At 53.9% G+C, this 17,110-nt stretch carries 14 protein-coding genes; 4 read left to right on the top strand and 10 right to left on the bottom strand.

Annotation, left to right across the window (positions count from 1 at the left end):
* Positions 1-71: 71 nt before the first annotated feature.
* The 10 genes from ACFWUL_RS04385 to ACFWUL_RS04340 all read right to left on the bottom strand — a co-directional run bounded on the left by ACFWUL_RS04385 (position 72) and on the right by ACFWUL_RS04340 (position 11,652).
* Complete coding sequence (locus ACFWUL_RS04385; RefSeq protein WP_297023030.1) at positions 72-398, bottom strand: thioredoxin family protein; 327 nt, start codon at positions 396-398, stop codon at positions 72-74.
* 11 nt (positions 399-409) lie between these two features.
* Entirely contained in the window at positions 410-1,825 is a 1,416-nt protein-coding gene (locus ACFWUL_RS04380; protein WP_416177919.1) for an Rne/Rng family ribonuclease, read from the bottom strand.
* A gap of 1 nt (position 1,826) precedes the next feature.
* The gene (locus ACFWUL_RS04375) at positions 1,827-2,564 is read right to left on the bottom strand and encodes a TIGR03936 family radical SAM-associated protein (RefSeq protein ID WP_297023035.1); all 738 of its coding nucleotides are present in this window, start codon (positions 2,562-2,564) and stop codon (positions 1,827-1,829) included.
* Positions 2,530-4,428, bottom strand: a complete 1,899-nt coding sequence (locus tag ACFWUL_RS04370; protein ID WP_416177918.1) for a TIGR03960 family B12-binding radical SAM protein — start codon at positions 4,426-4,428, stop codon at positions 2,530-2,532. The genes ACFWUL_RS04375 and ACFWUL_RS04370 overlap by 35 nt, the downstream gene beginning before the upstream one ends.
* A 944-nt stretch (positions 4,429-5,372) precedes the next feature.
* On the bottom strand, positions 5,373-6,488 hold the full coding sequence (gene rodA, locus ACFWUL_RS04365; protein ID WP_297023039.1) for a rod shape-determining protein RodA: 1,116 nt from the start codon (positions 6,486-6,488) through the stop codon (positions 5,373-5,375).
* Positions 6,489-6,493: 5 nt separating this feature from the next.
* Positions 6,494-7,354: an AAA family ATPase gene (locus ACFWUL_RS04360; RefSeq protein WP_416177917.1), complete on the bottom strand. Its 861-nt coding sequence runs from the start codon at positions 7,352-7,354 to the stop codon at positions 6,494-6,496.
* A complete protein-coding gene (gene mrdA, locus ACFWUL_RS04355; protein WP_297023062.1) occupies positions 7,354-9,186 on the bottom strand; it encodes a penicillin-binding protein 2 in 1,833 nt (610 codons plus the stop codon). The genes ACFWUL_RS04360 and mrdA overlap by 1 nt, the downstream gene beginning before the upstream one ends.
* 32 nt (positions 9,187-9,218) lie before the next feature.
* On the bottom strand, positions 9,219-9,713 hold the full coding sequence (gene mreD / locus ACFWUL_RS04350; protein ID WP_416177916.1) for a rod shape-determining protein MreD: 495 nt from the start codon (positions 9,711-9,713) through the stop codon (positions 9,219-9,221).
* A complete protein-coding gene (mreC, locus tag ACFWUL_RS04345) occupies positions 9,707-10,621 on the bottom strand; it encodes a rod shape-determining protein MreC (protein WP_297023048.1) in 915 nt (304 codons plus the stop codon). Before mreC ends, mreD begins: the two co-directional genes overlap by 7 nt.
* Positions 10,618-11,652 carry a rod shape-determining protein gene (locus tag ACFWUL_RS04340; protein WP_416177915.1) on the bottom strand — a complete coding sequence of 345 codons (1,035 nt, stop codon included), beginning with the start codon at positions 11,650-11,652 and terminating at the stop codon, positions 10,618-10,620. Before ACFWUL_RS04340 ends, mreC begins: the two co-directional genes overlap by 4 nt.
* 128 nt (positions 11,653-11,780) lie before the next feature.
* On the opposite strand from ACFWUL_RS04340, the gene ACFWUL_RS04335 reads away from it, so the two are divergent.
* From ACFWUL_RS04335 to ACFWUL_RS04320, 4 genes are all read left to right on the top strand, one after another.
* Positions 11,781-12,686 (top strand): helix-turn-helix domain-containing protein, encoded by a 906-nt coding sequence (locus tag ACFWUL_RS04335; protein ID WP_416177013.1) that lies wholly within the window; start codon positions 11,781-11,783, stop codon positions 12,684-12,686.
* Positions 12,687-12,857: 171 nt separating this feature from the next.
* A complete protein-coding gene (locus ACFWUL_RS04330) occupies positions 12,858-13,271 on the top strand; it encodes a hypothetical protein (RefSeq protein WP_416177914.1) in 414 nt (137 codons plus the stop codon).
* 1,529 nt (positions 13,272-14,800) lie between these two features.
* A complete protein-coding gene (locus ACFWUL_RS04325; protein ID WP_416177913.1) occupies positions 14,801-15,754 on the top strand; it encodes a sirohydrochlorin cobaltochelatase in 954 nt (317 codons plus the stop codon).
* A 342-nt stretch (positions 15,755-16,096) separates the two neighbouring features.
* The gene (locus ACFWUL_RS04320) at positions 16,097-17,101 is read left to right on the top strand and encodes a sirohydrochlorin cobaltochelatase (protein WP_416177912.1); all 1,005 of its coding nucleotides are present in this window, start codon (positions 16,097-16,099) and stop codon (positions 17,099-17,101) included.
* The last annotated feature ends 9 nt before the right edge of the window (positions 17,102-17,110 follow it).

Below are 17,110 nucleotides of genomic sequence, written 5' to 3'. Positions count from 1 at the left end.
GCACTTTCTCACCCACGCGCATCCACATTCCAATTTAAAAGGCGCCGTCCCCCAGGGGGTCGGCGCCTTTTTTATTCCTTCATCATCTTCGCTATATCTTCATAGAATTTATTCTTCTGCCGGTATCCGATGATCCGGCCCAGTTCTTTGCCGTCTTTGTAGAAGATAAAGGTGGGGGTGCCCAGGATGCCGAAGCGTTCGGCCATTTCTTCCTGTTCGTCCACGTCGATGGTGCAGAGGCGGACTTGTCCTTTGAACTCCCCTTCCACCCCTTCAAAGGCGGGCTGCATCACTTTGCAGGGACGGCACCAGGAAGCTCCCAGTTCCAGGAGCACGTACCCCTTCTTTTCCACGAATTCCCTGTCTAAGTCTTTATCTGAATGAATTGCTGTAACCATGGTTTTCTCCTTTATACAGAAAGTATGGTGTATGTTTCCCGGGTAAAGGCGGGATTTTCTTTCACCGCCGCCTCTTTGCCCACTGTTTTTTCCAGCCGTTCTTTGAACGGTTCCTTTCCAAGGGCTGCTGCCACGTCGGGGTTGGCGGTGATTTCCAGGTCCCCCCTGAATGGTCCCCGGGCCCTCCGGTTTTCCAGGTCCTCCAGAATCCGGTCCGCTGCAGCGGCGGCGGAGAGGATGTGGCCCGTGCCGTGGCACAGGGGGCAGGGATCGAAGTAGTACTGCCAGAGCCGCTGGGTGGTGCGCTTTCTCGTCATTTCCACGAGGCCCAGGGAAGTCATCCCACAGACAACGGTCTTTGCCCGGTCATTCCGGACAGCGGCCTGGAGGATGCGGATGAGCTCCTCCTTTTCCTCTTTCTTCGCCATGTCGATGAAGTCCACCATAATCATGCCGCCGATGCCCCGTAGGCGGATCTGCCTTGCGATTTCATAGGCTGCCGCCTTATTGATGAGGAAGGCCAGCTGGTCGTGGGGCATGCCTTTCCCCCGGAAGGAGCCGGAGTTCACGTCGATCACCGTCAACGCTTCGGTGTAGTCGATATATAAAGACCCGCCGGAAGGAAGGGACACCACCCGGTCAAAGAGCTGGTGCATCTGTTCTTCCACATGGAAATGGGCAAAGAGGGGCTCCCTTTCATCGTAGAAGACCACCTTTTCCGGGTCACAGAGACTTTCTTCCTCCGCCATCCGGGACAGACGGAGGAAGGTATCCCGATCGTCCACCAAGAGCCGGTCGATGCCCCTTCCCGTGTAATCCCTGAGGCTCTTCACCGCCAGGTCTCCGTCCCGGTAGAGGAGGGCCGGCCCTTTTTCCAGGGCATACCGCTTCTCCACCACCTCCATGAGACGGGCAAGGGAGGCCAGGTCTTTTTTGAAATCCTCCTCCCCTGCCGCCTCGGCGGCGGTGCGGACCACGAGGCCCATACCGGCGGGACAGATGGCCTTCGCATGGCGGCGGAGGAAATCCCGTTTCTTTTCGTCCCGGATTTTCTTGGAAATGCCGATGTATCCGGTGCCCATGAGAGCCACGGCATAGGTGCCGGCAAAGCTGACCTTCTCCGTCACCAGGGGGCCCTTGGATTCGGTGGAGTCCTTTTCCACCTGCACCAGTACGGCAGCCCCTTCGGTGTGGGGCTCCTTCCCGGAAATGATGTCCTTTGTCCGAAGGAAGGCATTCCGGCCGATACCGATATCCACGAAAAGGCCATTCAGCGAGGGCACCACGTTCCGGATAATGCCTTTATATACCCGGCCTACGATATTCTCTTCTCCCGCCCTTTCCACGGACAGGTCTTCCAGCCTGCCATCCTCCAGGAGGGCCAGTACCGTCTGCTGGGGCCGGCAGTGAAGAAGAAGCTCTTTCATCTTACTTTCCTTTCAGTAATCCTTCAAAAACCCCGGGATCCTCCAGAGTCATCCGTTTTCCGTCCAGCCGGCGGTAGGTGCCGGTACGGGAGCAGATAAATTCTCCCGGCGTCCAAGGCATATGGAAAGACTCGGCCAGGAGCTTCCAGATGTCCTTGGGCTGCACGGTGCCGGTCTGGCTGCGGATAAGGGAAAAGGTGAGGTACGCCCGGTTTTGGGTAAACCGCACTTTCATGGGTTCCAGGATCATGGTTTTCACATCCATTTCCCGTACCTTCTTCGGTGTCACCCGCTTATAGAGGAAGGAGGAAAGGCCATTGAATTCTGCCAGGGACCTTTCCGCTTCCCGGAATGTACTTTCATCGGCCCCTTCTACTGTGGGGCCTTCCATTTCGTAGGCGTCTTCATTGAAAACCGCCACAAATTTCGGCCATTCCGGCGCCGCTTCCACCATGGAGTGGATAATGATTCCCCTGGGAAGCTGACGGGAAAGCCGCTCCTTCACTTCGTCCAGGGGCATATCCTTTTCCAACCGGATTTCCAGGTACAGGGGATCCGCCGTCACCCCCACCCCCAGGGCGGAGTCCAGGGACAGTTTCATGTGGGGATTGAATCCTTCGGAGAAGGCCACGGGAATCTCGGAGCGCATGACCGCCCGTTCCATGGTGCGAAGGAAATCCAGGTGGCCCAGGAAACGAAGTTCCTCACCTTTCGTGATAGACAAAAACAGCCTTTTCATGTGCATTCTCCTCTTTATGATCTATGGGTTTCACGTCCAGCACCGGGCAGACAGCGCAGCCGTTGCAGGCAAAGTGGCGGCAGTCATGGGTGAGCACGCCCCGCTGGGCCAGACGCCATTCTTTCCGGAGGTAGTCCTTCGATACGCCGCAGTCGATGTGGTCCCAGGGTTCCGGTTCGTATTCGTCTCTCTCCCGGCTGGCGTAAAGGTCCGGGTCCACGTTACATTCTTCAAAGGCTTCCATCCATTTGTCGTAGTCGAAGAATTCGGTCCAGCTGTCGTACTTGCATCCTTTTTCCCAGGCCTTCAGGATGACTTTGGACAGCTGCCGGTCCCCCCGGGCCAGCACCGCTTCCAGCCGTCCGGTCTTGGCGTCGTGGTAGGCGAATTTAATGTGTCTTTCGTCTTTGAAAAGGCTCTTCAGGTACTGCTGCTTTCTCTCGATTTCTTCTACGCTGGCCTGGGGCCACCACTGGAAAGGGGTGAAGGGCTTCGGTACGAAGCTGGCCACGCTGACGGTGATGCGGCAGCCGTAACGGCCGCGGATGGTGTGGTACAGTTCATTGATTCTCTTCGCCAGGTCCGAAATGCCCTTCAGGTCTTCGTCCGTTTCCGTAGGAAGGCCCATCATGAAGTACAGTTTCACCCGGCTCCATCCATTTTTGAAAGCATTGGTGCAGGCTCCCATAATGTCTTCTTCCGTAACGCCCTTATTGATGACGTCCCGGAGCCGCTGGGTGCCTGCTTCCGGCGCCAGGGTGAGGCCGCTCTTTCTGACCTGCTGCACTTTCTTTGCAATGTCGATGGAGAAAGAATCCACCCGTAGGGAGGGCAGGCTCACGGAAACACGGCGGTCTTTGAATGTTTCCAGCAGGTGGTCCACCAGTTCCGGCAGGCAGGAATAGTCGGCGGAAGACAGGGACATGAGGGAAATCTCATTGTACCCCGTATTCCGGATCAAGGTATCCGCGATTTCCTGCAGTTTGTCTTCGCTCTTTTCACGGACCGGCCGATAAATCATGCCGGCCTGGCAGAACCGGCATCCCCGGCTGCAGCCACGGAACATTTCCAGCACCGCCCGGTCGTGGACGATTTCAATGTGGGGCAGGATGGGTTTGTCGTCCACCAGGACCTTGTCAAAGTCAGGAATCAGCCGCTTTTCCACGGGGAACTGGGCCGCCTCGTCAGTGGGAGCAATGGAGCGGAACCGGCCGTCTTCATAGTAGGAAGCCCTGTAGAGGGAGGGCACGTAGCATCCTCTGGTAGAGGCCATGCGGTGGATGATTTCCTTCCGTCCCCCCGGCTTTCCTTCCTGTTTCCAGGCCTTCACGAGATCCGCCATTTCACAGATGGACTCTTCCGACTCCCCGATAAAGAAGACGTCAAAGAAATCCGCCACAGGCTCCGCATTGTACACGCAGGGGCCGCCGGAAATGACGATGGGGTCCTCTTCCGTCCTGTCTTCAGCCAGGAGCGGGATGCCGGAAAGGTCCAGCATGTTCAGAATATTGGTGTAGCACATTTCGAATGGCATGGTAAAGCCCAGGACGTCGAAGTCCTTCACCGGCATCTTCGATTCCAGGGCGTACAGGGGGATATGCTTTTCCCGCATGAGGGCTTCCATATCCACCCAGGGGGCGTAGACCCGTTCTGCCAGGGTGTCCTCCCTTTTGTTGAGGACGGAATAAATAATTTTCAGTCCCAGGTGGCTCATGGCCACTTCGTAGACGTCGGGGAAGGCCAATGCCACTTTCACATCCACGCTGTCATGGTCCTTTACTACGCTGTTCCATTCGCCGCCGATATAGCGGGCAGGCTTCTGGATATGCATCAGCCACACGGGATCAATTTTTACAGGGTTCATGGTTACTCCTAATAGCAGTTTTCAAAAATAATAAAATATCTTACGGACGCCGCCATTCAAGCGGCCATGGGAATGCGTTATGACCGGTGATGGGGCTCAGGTATATTTGGGATAATCCAACATCCTGATTATTATAAAACTATATGTGAGACTAATCCCAGGCATGCAGCCTTAGAGAAAGAGTGCGGGTTGGCGGGCAGAGTCACCGGAGCGAAATAATCACTCCATGTAAGAAAATCCGTACCCACGCAGGCCCTTAGAGAAGGGCCGCGGCAAAGCCGCAGGATGGATTGGAGGAAACAAAGGCCGCAGGCCCAAATCCATAATTCTTCCTTGAGCCCAGGCGGCAACCTTAGCCATGATGGAGTCACAGCCTTATCCGCAGGACGTAGCCATTCCTTCTTATCCCGCCTCTCCGAGGCGGATCCATCCCCTGCCCTTTGGGCTGCCCCCTTCTCTAAGGGGGCACGGGTTTAACGGTAGCCTCTATAGAAAGGTTGTCTCCCCCTCACCCCGTCATTTCGACCGGTGGTACACAGGACTGAAGACTCTATCATTTAATGCCCCTGAAGCTTAGAGGAGTGGAGAAATCTTTCTTGCCTTCGGGAATACAGGGCTCTTTACAGAACCACCGGAGCTGCAACCCCGTCACAGGCATTTACCAGAGAGATCTCTCGACTCCTCGAAGCTGTAGCGATTCTTACGGATAGAGTCATATTGCATGCTGCCACCGCTCGAGATGACGAGTTGTGGTAAGTGGGCTGTAGAATGAAAAGGATTGTGGGATTTTCATCTGCGGCTTAGCCGCTGCAATCCTTGATCTCGGTCTCGACCTCGATCTCATTAGCGCCGCCACCTTCCCCTCAGCCACTTTTACCAGCTGGCAAAGCCTCTAAAAGCCTCTATCCCACCCGATCTCATTGGTAACAATTCAGCAGACTGCTCTAATCAAACATCAGCTTTTTACGGCGTAAATAAATATTCATCAATAGTCCTACGCAGAGAAGGTTCATGAGGAGCGCACTGCCGCCGTAACTCATGAAGGGCAGTGGAATACCGGTAACCGGCATGATGCCCAGGGTCATTCCCACGTTGATAAAAATCTGGAAAAGCCACATGGAGAAAATGCCGCAGGCCAGGAGGCTGCCGAAGGAATCTCCGGAGGACCGGGAAATCATGAGGGTCCGATAGAGGAGGATAAAGTACAGGAACAGCACGAAAATGGCGCCGATAAATCCCAGTTCCTCCCCGATAACGGAAAAGATGAAGTCCGTATGGTTTTCAGGCAGGAAATTCAGCTGGCTCTGGGTGCCTGCGAAGAGGCCCTGTCCCACGAAGCCGCCGCTGCCGATGGAAATCTTCGACTGGATCACGTGGTACCCGGATCCATAGGGGTCCACACTGGGGTTGAAGAGCACGAGGATTCGCATCTTCTGGTAGCTGTGAAGCACGAAGAACCAGATGAGCGGGAAAATGACCACAAATCCGATGAGGGCCTTCTTCACCAGTTTCATATTGAGACCGCAGATGTAGAGCATGCCGAAGGTAATGGCCGCAAAGACAAGGCTGGTGCCCAGGTCCGGCTGGATGAAAATGAGGAGCGTAGGAAGGGCCATGAGTCCCGCCACAGGGATAAGGCTCTTCCAGGTACGGTAGCCGGTCTTATTGTTGGACAGGAGCCGGGCCAGGCAGATAATCATGATGAGCTTTGCAAATTCCGAAGGCTGCAGGGTAAAGGGTCCGATCTGGATCCACCGCTGGGCGCCCAGGGCGCTGGTGCCTGCAAATTTAACCACCAGCAGCATGATGGCATTCAGTACATAGAGAGCCGGCACGAACCGGTACAATTTACGGTAATCAAAGTACAGGGATCCCCCGGCGATGATGAGGCCGCCGATGAGGAAGATGCCCTGTTTCAGGACGAAATCAAACTGTCCCGGATGGTCAGGAATGTTGGCGTGGGTGGCACTGGCTATAATCAGGAGCGACACCACCGCCAGCCCCAGCACCGTAAGGAGCAGGGTACTGTCGATGCGGCGCCAGTAACGTATAAGGTTCATGGAATCTATCTCCTCCTTTGCCAGCGGTAGGACCGGCTCCCGGAATGCCAGGTGAGACCGGTGGAACCCGATTTTTCAGCAGGCGATTTCCCTGCCATTTCTTTTTCGTTTTCCCTGTCCCCCAATGTCAGGAAGCTCTCCCACCGGGACAGGGGAAATTCTTTCTTTTCCAGGATCGTCCGGAGTACATAGGAAAGGGATTTCCCAAAGGCCCCCTTTTCCCTGAACTTCATCAGTTCTCCTTCATGGGCCAGCCGGTCGGCGTGGATGGAATAGGGAATGACCCCGCCAAAGAGCTCGGGGTCCAATGTATCATAAATATCATCAAAAGAAAGGGAAGCCCGGTGGTTTTCGGTGAACTGGTTCAGGAGGAAGGCATAGTCCTTCCCCCTTTCGATCATGGTGACCAGGTGGTCCGCGCTTCGTTTGGAAGCCCAGGACGGCGCCACCACCACCAGAATTTTCTCGGCCAGGTGGAATGCGGTCTCCACGCCCTTTCCCATGCCCGCCGGGCAGTCGATGAAAATATAGTCGTACTTTCTATGGATATCTTCCAGCACCATGTCCATGGCCGCAGGGAATACGGTCTCCCAGGACACTTCCTGGGAGGAGGGCAGGAAATCGAGATCCTTCCCCGCCGGAACGATGGCGTCTTCCATGAAGCATCGGCCATCGGCGAGGTCGCAGATATTGTAGAGGCAGTCGTTTTCCAGGCCAAGGATGAGGTCCATGTTCCTGAGTCCCATGTCCCCGTCAATGAGGAGTACCTTCTTCCCCTGCCGGGAAAGGGCGATCCCCATGGCAGCGGTGATGAGTGTCTTTCCTACGCCTCCCTTGCCGGAAGCGGTGGCTATGATGGAAGCCATTATTCCTTACCTCCCTGCTTCGTATTCTTACTGTCCGGATTTTTTCCCGGTGCATAGTCCCCCAGGTGGAACCAGGCATCCATGATTTCCTTGACCACCGGCGCTGCGGACTCAGAGCCGAAGCCGCTGTGCTCGAACATGGAAAGCACCACGATTTCCGGCTTGTCATAGGGCCCGTAGGCTACGAACCAGCCGTTATCGAGGCCATTCGTTTCGGCGGTGCCGGACTTGCCGGCCAGGGCGATGGGATACCGAGAAAACTGGGCGCCGCCGGTACCATTGGTGCTCATAACCATGCGGAGCCCCTGGTGAATGGCGTCCAAAGTGGCCTTGGACACAGGAAGGGTGCCCACTTTGTTGGGAGAATAAATCTTCAGCGGCGTGCCGTCCAGCTTATCGATGCGGTTCACCAGGTACGGCTGGTACCGGAAACCGCCGTTGGCGATGGAGGCGTAGACCATGGCCATCTGGAGAGGCGTGGTCAGGGTAAAGCTCTGGCCGATGGCGGCATCCATGGTTTCCCCCAGGTACCAGTCCTGTTTGAATACTTTCTTCTTGTATTCTTCGCTGGCCACATTGCCTTCCGCTTCCCCTGCCAGGTCGATGCCCGTAGGCTTGCCGAGGCCATATTCCCGGGCCATGGCGGAAATCCGGTCAATGCCCGTGCGACGGCCCATTTCATAGAAGTACACGTTATCCGATTTTTCAATGGCTTCGTAGAAATTGATCCACCCGAAGGCTTCGCCTTCGGAGTTTCTTTTATCAACGAGCCAGTGTTTCCCGCTGTCGAAAATCCGCTCATCCGGGGTGGTGACCTTTGCTTCCAGGGCGGCAGAGCCCGTAATGACCTTGAACAGGGACCCCGGAGGATACATGGCCGAAATGACGCGGTTCTGCATGGGATGGTTCTTGTTATTGATGATATCGTTCCAGTCCTTGGAGGAAATGCCCTTGCTGAACCGGTTCGGATCATAGCTGGGCCAGCTTACCATGGCCAGGACTGCTCCCGTATTGGGATCAATGGCCACCGCCGAAGCGCCGGTAGGAAACATGCCGGAATGGGCAAGAACCCGGGTCTGCTTATCGATGGCGTCTTCCGCCGCCTTCTGCAGGTGGGCATCCAGGGTGAGCCGTACATTGTTGCCGGACACCGAAGGAGTGCCTTCCACGTAACGCACCGGCTGGCCGGAGGCGTTGACTTCTACGGTCTTGGAACCGTTCTTCCCTTCCAGGAACTGGTTGTACTGCCTTTCCAGTCCCGACCGGCCTACGAGGGTGGCGGTGGTATAGGGATTGCCGTTGGCATCCCGGTCATCGGGTCCTGCTTCCCCTACATAACCCAGCACCTGGGCGCCGGCAGCTCCGAAGGGGTACACCCGGAGCGGGTCCACTTCGATTTCAATACCCGGGAAATCGTCCTTCTTTTCTTCGATCTGGGTAGCCACATCGATGCCCACATCGTTGGCCAGGTAAATGGCACCGAAGGCGAGCTTGTTGTCTTCTATTTTCTTCTTTATATCTTCTGCCGGTATTTTCAAAAGGGCCGAAAGCCGGGACAGTTCATCGTCGGGCAGGCTGTTTCCTTTCCGTTCCACCGGCATGATGACGCTGTAGGCGGGGCGGGAACCGGCCATGATGATGCCGTTTCTGTCGTACATGACTCCCCGGGCCGCCTGCTGGGGCAGGTGCCGGATACGGTTGCCGTCGGCTTCCGCTTTATAATAGTTTCCTTCCACCACCTGCATCCAGAGGAGCCGGGCTCCGAGAACCAGGAGCAGCGCCATGGCCACATAGATCATGCGGGCATAGCGGGACTCCTCCCGGTTCTTCATCAGCTTTTCCAGTATGGAAGGAATATGTTTCTTTACCAACGAGGTTCTTCCTCCTGTTTCAACATCCAAACCACATTATGCAGGACAAGAGCGCATCCCCCATTCATAAGAACCAGGGGAATGCCCAGATGTACGAAATAAAAGAGAGAAGGGTACCGGCTGCCGGCCCATCCCATGATGACGCTGGATACGATGACGTAAAGGACCGAAGCCAGCAGCACCGCCAGGAGGGAAATATACCAGTGCTTATTGTACCGTTCCCTGCCGAATTTCAGAAAAAGAAGGGTAATCCCCAGGTACGGCAGGAGGTGAAGGCCAAAGAAATTGCTGGTCACCACGTCCTGCAGGAGCCCTCCGATGGCAGCCAGAAGAAGAGCCGATTTCCTGTCCACCACCAGGGAAGCGAGAGCAATCACCGTGAGCCACAGGTCCGGCTGCATGATGCCATTAAAGAGGAATGGCAGGAACGATGACTGGAGGAGGAAAATGACGCCACTCAAAAGGAGAAGGCTGTAGGTGCTCACCATTTGTCACCTGCCTGCTGTTTATTCGGATTCATAGGCGGTTCAATCTTCGGCGGTTTCACCGTAATGCTGTCGGGGCTGGTCTTCTGGATATGGTCCGTAATGATGAAGACTTCTTCCATGTGGGCAAAGTCCGCAGCCGGCCTGATTTCAGCCGACTGGGTGCCTCCCTCGGAGTCCACATCCACCTTTTCCACGGTGCCGATGATGAGGCCCTTCGGGTACACGCCGCCGTAACCGGAAGTTACGATGGTATCCCCCTTGATCACGTCCGATTCCTTCGGAAGGGACATAAATGTCAGGTATCCCGGATTTCCGCTGTTGCCGGTGACCATGGACACCACCCGGGACGCCGGCCGCTGCACGATGCCGCCCACCGTGGTCCGGGGATCCAGGAGCAGCTGCACCCTGGCGGAATTCATATAGACTTCGCTTACAAAGCCCACGAGTCCCGAGGGGATGATGACGGGCATGTACTTCTTAATGCCGCTGTCTTCGCCCCGGTCGATGACCATGGTGTGGGTCCAGCCGCCGTAGTCCCGTTCAATCACCGAGGCTCCTACCATGTTGTAGCTCGTATAGCCCTGCTTGAATTTCAGGAGGCTCCGGAGCCGGATATTTTCGGCCAGCACTTCGCTGTACCGGTTCTGCTCAGCCTTGAGGCTTTCATTTTCCCGCTTCAGCTCTTCCAGGTCCTTCCAGTTCGTGAAAATCTGCTGCACCATGCCGATACTGTTTTCTCCCAGCCAGGCAGCCCGGGAAACGCCGTATTCAAAGGGAGCCGCTCCCACAGAAAGGGGCTGGGACACGAAGGGAATATATTCCCTGTGCCGCCAGAACCAGCCGCAGGCTCCCATAAATGCGAAAAGTAAAATAATGCTTGCGATCTTTTTCTTACCGAAGAATATCAAAGTGTAGCTCCCCCAAAGTATTTATTACCATTTTCAATGAGAAGGGAATGTTCCTTCTCCATGAGGCAGGCTGCATAGCAGCCCTTGGCCACCACGCTGTCCGGATCTTCCGGAATGGACACCGGAATGCCCAGCTCCATGGAAAGCCAGTCCCGGAGCCCGTCAAGGAGCGCACTGCCTCCGGAAAGGAGAAGGCCGTTTTTCAGGAAATCATCGGCCATTTCCGGTGTGCACCGGCGCATGGCCTGGCGGATGAGGTGGACCACAGGCTGCATGATGTGCTGCATGACCGTACTCATTTCGTCAGCCGACAGTTCCACCACCACTTCTACCCCGTCTCCGATGCGGCGCCCCCGGACCGTAAAGGACCGGTCGCTGTCATTGGATGTGAGAGACAGCACTTCGCTCTTCAGCGTTTCCGCCTGGGTGAGGCCGATCATCATACTGTACCGGTCCAGGATATGGCGGCAGATGCCGATATCAATATCGTGGCCGCCGAAGGACATGCCCTCCTGCACCACAATACCGCCGCAGCCATAGACTCCAAGATTGGATACGTCACGGCCGATGACAAGGGACATGGTGGCGGAAGGGACGGTGAGGTCCTTCCCTGCCCCCAGGGCTGCTGCCGCAGGAGAGGGAATCAGGTATACACTCTGTACGCCCCCATGGAACAGGGCATCCACCAGGGCATGCCTGGTGACGGAGCTGATTTCCACCGGAATAGCCACGGTCACATTGGGCCGGCTCACGGAACGGTGAAGACTCTTATTGATAAAAAAACGGAGCATGGCCTTTGTCATGTCATAATCCGCAATGACCCCATTCTTTATCGGCCATTCCAGCGTATTATTTTCCGGTTCCTTATGGTAGCGGATCAAAGCCTCCGTGCCAAAGCCCAGGATCTGGCCGCTGATATTATCCACCGCCGCCGTGCTGGCTTCTTCCAGGATCACCTTGTCCCGCTGGTATATACGAACCTGGGAAGACCCCATGTCTATGCCCAGGGAATTTAACATTGCAGAAAACATTCTATTCATACCGCCTTTTCGAGAGGATTCTTATTATTATACCATGTAGGGATAGGCAGGGACAGGAGGAAATTGGAAACAGAAAAGTGGTTATGAACCACAAGTGATATTGTCTCAAGTAACCACAAATGAAAATGTCCCAGTCATGGTATAATCTCATCACAATCTTAACGCAAGTGATGGGAGGAATTTTTATCAGAAAGGTTGAATTAACGATGGACGAGCAGTTCAAATATGAAACAATCAAATCTCTTGTTAATCATCCAGATGGCAACAAGCTCGCAGCAGCTGTCCGGCTGGGGTGCACTGTCCGCACCGTGAACCGGTTAATCCTGCGCTATCGTCAGGAAGGTAAAGCAGCATTTGTCCACGGGAACAGGGGTAGACAGCCCGTAACAACACTTCCAGCCTCACTCAGAGAAAAAATTGTGGCCCTTTACCAGAATGAGTACTATGGCGCCAATTTTACCCACTTTACCGAACTTCTGGACAGACATGAGAATATCCATGTCTCCGTTTCCTCTGTAGCCTCCATTCTTGAGGCAGCCTTTATTCTCTCTCCTAAGGCTACACGGGCCAAAAGAAAACGGATCAGGAGAAAATTGGAAGCAATGAAAAGCAACACGAAATCCAAGAAAAAGCAGATGGAAATACAAGTCAATCTTGTGGCTGCTGAAGATGCCCACAGCCGGCGTCCACGGCATGCTTACTTTGGGGAACAGCTGCAGGGTGATGCCACTCCATATGAATGGGTTCCCGGGAAGATCTGGCATCTCCACCTCTTCATTGATGATGCTACCGGCATCGTGACTGGCGGCTATTTTGACACCCAGGAGACCCTGAACGGCTATTACCATGTCCTCTGGCAGACTCTCAAAGATTACGGAATCCCTGTGGAAATCTTCACGGATAAACGCACTGTGTTCATTTACAAACAAAAAGGATCCCCGTCCATCGACGAGGATACCTATACGCAGTTCGGTTACGCTTGCAGGCAACTGGGGATACACCTTGAGTCAAGCAGCGTACCGTAGGCCAAAGGCCGGGTTGAGCGGCTCAATGAGACGCTGCAGTCGCGCCTGCCGATTGAGCTGAGAAAGGCAGGCATCACGACTATTGCAGACGCCAATGAATTCCTCAAGTCCTACCTAAAAGAATTCAATGCGAAGTTTGCACTTCCTCCCAATAGTACCAAATCAGCTTTTGTGACGCAACCGTCAGATGAGAGGATCAACCTGATACTGGCTGTACTTACAGGCCGTACGGTAAACAGAGGCCACTGCATCCGTTTCCAGCGTCAGTACTATCGTATGCTTGATTCAGAAGGCCATCAGGTGCATTATGCCAGCGGAACCAAAGTACTAGTCATACGGGCTTTCAACGGCGAACTCTACTGCAGTGTTAACGATACCAGTATCTACGCACTGGAAGCCATCCCTTTGCGCCAGAAGAAATCTCCTGAGCTTGATGCTGACTATACCAAGCCAAAGCCTCAGAAACACTGGATTCCACCGATGAGTCACCCATGGAAGCAGGCATCTTTCCGTCATTACGTCCTTACAAGACCGCATCATTCCAGACAAGATCCAGAAGAACTTGCATCGCGTAACATATTTTAGTAACATACTGGCCTAACCACTCAAAATAGCCCCACTATTGCGGGGCTATTAAATGACAATTCTCGGGACATTTTCAAAAATGCTTGACAGAGGAAATTGGAAACAGAAAAGTGGCTCAAAGGTAAGACCTGCGGCGCTGGGGTGGCTGGATCGCGTACGAAGGGGCGGGGCCTTGAGACTTCAGCCTTGAGCCTTGAGCTGATAAGGCCCTCCGGGCCGGTGTCATGTGATGGAGCAACGTGCGAACAGGCGGGGGCTGCTAGCTGTTAGCGGCTAGCTTCCAGGAAAGATGATCCGCCTGCGGCGCTGAGGTGGCTGAAGGGGTGGTGGGGCGCACAATTCATATAGCGCCGCGGATTCTTCTTTTGCTTACAGCTGTCAGCTTACAGATGACAGAGCACCAGCATCATCGTAAAGGAAGTCGGTCCAATGCGAGATATTCCCTAAGTAAGCAGCCCCTTAGAGATGGAAGTCCCATGCGAGACTTCCATCTCTAAGGGGCACGGGTTTAATGGTAGCCTCTATAGAAAGATTGTCTCCAACCACACCCCGTCATTTCGACCGGTGCTACACAGGACTGACGACTCTATCGTTAAATGCCCCTGAAGCCTAGAGGATTGGAGAAATCTTTCTTGCGGACGGGAATACAGGGCTCTTTACAGAACCACCGGAGCTGCACCCCCGTCTTAGTCATTTACCAGAGAGATCTCTCGACTCCTCTAAGCTGTAGCGATTTTTACTTGTAGCAACATTTAGCATGTTCACACCGCTCGAGATGACGTTAGAGGGGAAGAGTCAGATAGTGCGGTGAAACCGCTTAGGACCAGCCTCCTTCCTTGGGAAGGAGGTGGCGCCGCCAGGCGACGGAGGTTAGCTGTTGGATGCGCCGCAGGCTATTCCGTTGCGGCGCCAGCCGCCAATGAAAAAGTCCCCCTTTCCCAAAGGCAGCAGTCCTGCAGAGGACTGCTGAGCCAAGCCCATATTGGCGCCTTTACTGCACACTAAGGCGCCTTCCTTTTGTGGCCTGGCCGGAGGATGTCTGCGCAGCAGACAGAGGGATTCTGATGAAAATGCGGCTTCGCCGCTGGTCCCCCTCATGCCCCCGGTGCGAAGCACCTACAACCCCACGGAGAAAGCGACTCACTGCATTCTCAGTCGCCTGCGGCTCCCTGCGAATGCAGTTCGCTGCGCACCGGTTGGCGAGCGGCAGCGATGCCAACCCACCACCTTTATGAACCATCCACCTGTCCGGGGCATCTGTCATCCCGCATATTCCGCGGCGGAGCCGCTGGCGTGTATCAGTAATGCGGCGCTATATGAATTGCGCGCCGCCACCTTCCCCTCAGCCACTTCAGCCACTTCAGTCTCCATTTACCAAAGGCAGAGCCCTGTCCGCAGGACGGAGCCTGACGCGGTTAATTTTATCTTATTGTAATCTTTTTATATTTATCATATAATGTATTAAGCATTAAATTATAGAAATTCATTCATTAAGCAATTCAATCGTATAACGACAGAAAGGAATGCAAATGACACCATCCGATTCCAATCCCTCTCCCCTTACGCCTTCCCAGGTGGACGACGAAGAAGCAGGCATGATTTCTGCCCTGCGCCAGGCCTCTTCCATCGGCGTGAAGGTGCTGAAAAATGAAGCCATGAAAGATGCGCCGGACAAGGATGCCATCCTTGTCATGGCCTTTGGCACCACCTATTCCGAGACCCGTCGGAAAACCATCGAAGCCGTGGAGGAAGACATTCACCGCCTGTACCCGGACACCCCCATTTTTGAAGCCTATACTTCCAAAATCATCATCCGCCGTGTCCATCTCAATGAAAATATCCTGAAAGCCAGTCCTGCCAGGGCATTCCAGAGGCTCAAGGAGGAAGGATACACCCGCATCGCCGTAGTGGCGCTGAACATCATCCCGGGCATCGAATATGACTACACCTGCCTCTATGCGGAAAGCCAGCTGCCGAGCTTTAAAGAAATCGCTATTTCTACGCCTCTTATCTATTTCCAGGGCGTCAAGGACCAGCGGGACGATATCGCTGACCTTCTGGAAGCCATGAAATCGCAGTTTCCTGAGCTTGCTCCCGGGGATGCCATCCTTCTCATGGCCCACGGCACGCCCCACCCGGCCAACGCCTACTACAGCGTCATCCAGGACCGGATCGGGGAAATGGGACTGGGGCCCGTTTTTGTGTATACCGTGGAAGGGCGCCCCAGCCTGGAAGATATGATTCCCAGATTAAAAGAAAACCATATCCGCCACGTGACACTCATGCCCACCATGCTGGTGGCCGGAGACCATGCCAACAATGAAATGGCCGGTGATGATCCCGATTCCCATAAGAACATCCTTATAAAAGAGGGATTCACCGTTTCCACCTATATCCACGGACTCGGCGAGAATGAAAAGGTGCGCCATCTCTACACCGCCAGGGCTGTAGAAACCATGAAAGCCCTTCACAGGGAAAACTGAACAGCTCCGGACTGATTCTATTCATATCGGATCCCCCCACTTTTGTGATTTATTTCATGAATATGGGGGGATATTTCATTTATTCCTACATGAATTCATGACTTTATTATCGTTCAAATCATAGACGATTAGTTATAAAATATCCACACATTTAGTTTAAAACCCAAAAATATAAGAAATTCGTAAAAATCTGATTGACTTTACAATAACCTTGTACTAAACTTAAGGAGTATTAAGTACGGAGGAGAGAGGGAAAACATATGCTTGGGAAATATGTTGTTTTCCATCTTCTGTTCTGTACAAATCCTGAGTTTCAGGAAATTTTCAAAGGAGTGATTTTTCATGAAAAAAAGTTTTAAAAAGGTTGTAATCGCATCTATGGCAGCCCTCTCCATGCTGGGCATGGGAATGTCTGTTAACGCTTACGAACTGAACCCGGAAGTTAAGGACGTAACTCCGGCTCTCCGTGAAGCTTCCACCGTAGGTGTATGGTCCCATGAAAACCCGGCCATGAAGAATGCACCGAATAAAGATGCTATCCTCGTTATGACCTTTGGTACCACCTTCACCGATACCCGCCACAAGACCATTGATGCTGTAGAAAAAGCTATCCAGGCTGCTAACCCGAACGTACCGGTTTACGAAGCTTACACTTCCCACATCATCATTGACCGCGTAAAGGCTAAAGAAGGAATCACAAAACTGACCCCTGAAGAAGCATTCGCAAAACTGAAAGCAGAAGGATACACCCGTGTAGCTGTTGTATCCCTCGACGTCATCCCCGGCATGGAATACACCTATGATTCCGTTGTAACCAAGATGCAGGTCAACAACTTCAAGAAAATTTCCCTGGCTACCCCACTGATGTATTTCCAGGGCACCGAAGGTGAACCGGACCAGGTTGTAGACTTCCTGCAGAACCTGAAGAGCCAGTTCCCGAAATGCGGTCCCCAGGACGCTATCATGATTATGGCTCACGGCACTCCGCATCCCGGCAACGCTTACTACAGCGTCATCCAGGCCCGCATCAACCAGCTGGCTAAGACAGATCCGATCTTCTCCCATGTATATGTATACTCCGTAGAAGGCCGTCCGAACATCAATGATGTTATCCCCCAGCTGAAAGAAAAAGGCTACAAACATGTAACCCTCATGCCGATCATGATGGTTGCAGGTGACCATGCAAACAACGATATGGCCGGCAGTGATCCTGACTCCCATAAGAGCCAGCTCGAAGCTCAGGGCTTCACCGTTTCCACCTACATCCATGGCCTTGGCGAAAACGCTAACATCCGCAAACTCTATGTAGAACGTGCAAACGAAGCTCTTGCAGATCTGCAGAAATAATTTGTGGTA

The organism is Dialister sp. (assembly GCF_047832375.1).
Taxonomy (GTDB): Bacteria; Bacillota; Negativicutes; order Veillonellales; family Dialisteraceae; genus Dialister.
The sequence above is the reverse complement of the archived record's forward strand: the minus strand, read 5'-3'. Positions and strand labels throughout refer to the sequence as shown.

Coding starts and splice junctions, on each gene's coding strand:
- ACFWUL_RS04385 (WP_297023030.1), bottom strand. CDS start 398: ATGGTTACAGCAATTCATTCAGATAAAGACTTAGACAGGGAATTCGTG.
- ACFWUL_RS04380 (WP_416177919.1), bottom strand. CDS start 1,825: ATGAAAGAGCTTCTTCTTCACTGCCGGCCCCAGCAGACGGTACTGGCC.
- ACFWUL_RS04375 (WP_297023035.1), bottom strand. CDS start 2,564: ATGAAAAGGCTGTTTTTGTCTATCACGAAAGGTGAGGAACTTCGTTTC.
- ACFWUL_RS04370 (WP_416177918.1), bottom strand. CDS start 4,428: ATGAACCCTGTAAAAATTGATCCCGTGTGGCTGATGCATATCCAGAAG.
- rodA (WP_297023039.1), bottom strand. CDS start 6,488: ATGAACCTTATACGTTACTGGCGCCGCATCGACAGTACCCTGCTCCTT.
- ACFWUL_RS04360 (WP_416177917.1), bottom strand. CDS start 7,354: ATGGCTTCCATCATAGCCACCGCTTCCGGCAAGGGAGGCGTAGGAAAG.
- mrdA (WP_297023062.1), bottom strand. CDS start 9,186: ATGAAGAACCGGGAGGAGTCCCGCTATGCCCGCATGATCTATGTGGCC.
- mreD (WP_416177916.1), bottom strand. CDS start 9,713: ATGGTGAGCACCTACAGCCTTCTCCTTTTGAGTGGCGTCATTTTCCTC.
- ACFWUL_RS04340 (WP_416177915.1), bottom strand. CDS start 11,652: ATGTTTTCTGCAATGTTAAATTCCCTGGGCATAGACATGGGGTCTTCC.
- ACFWUL_RS04335 (WP_416177013.1), top strand. CDS start 11,781: ATGAAAATGTCCCAGTCATGGTATAATCTCATCACAATCTTAACGCAA.
- ACFWUL_RS04325 (WP_416177913.1), top strand. CDS start 14,801: ATGACACCATCCGATTCCAATCCCTCTCCCCTTACGCCTTCCCAGGTG.
- ACFWUL_RS04320 (WP_416177912.1), top strand. CDS start 16,097: ATGAAAAAAAGTTTTAAAAAGGTTGTAATCGCATCTATGGCAGCCCTC.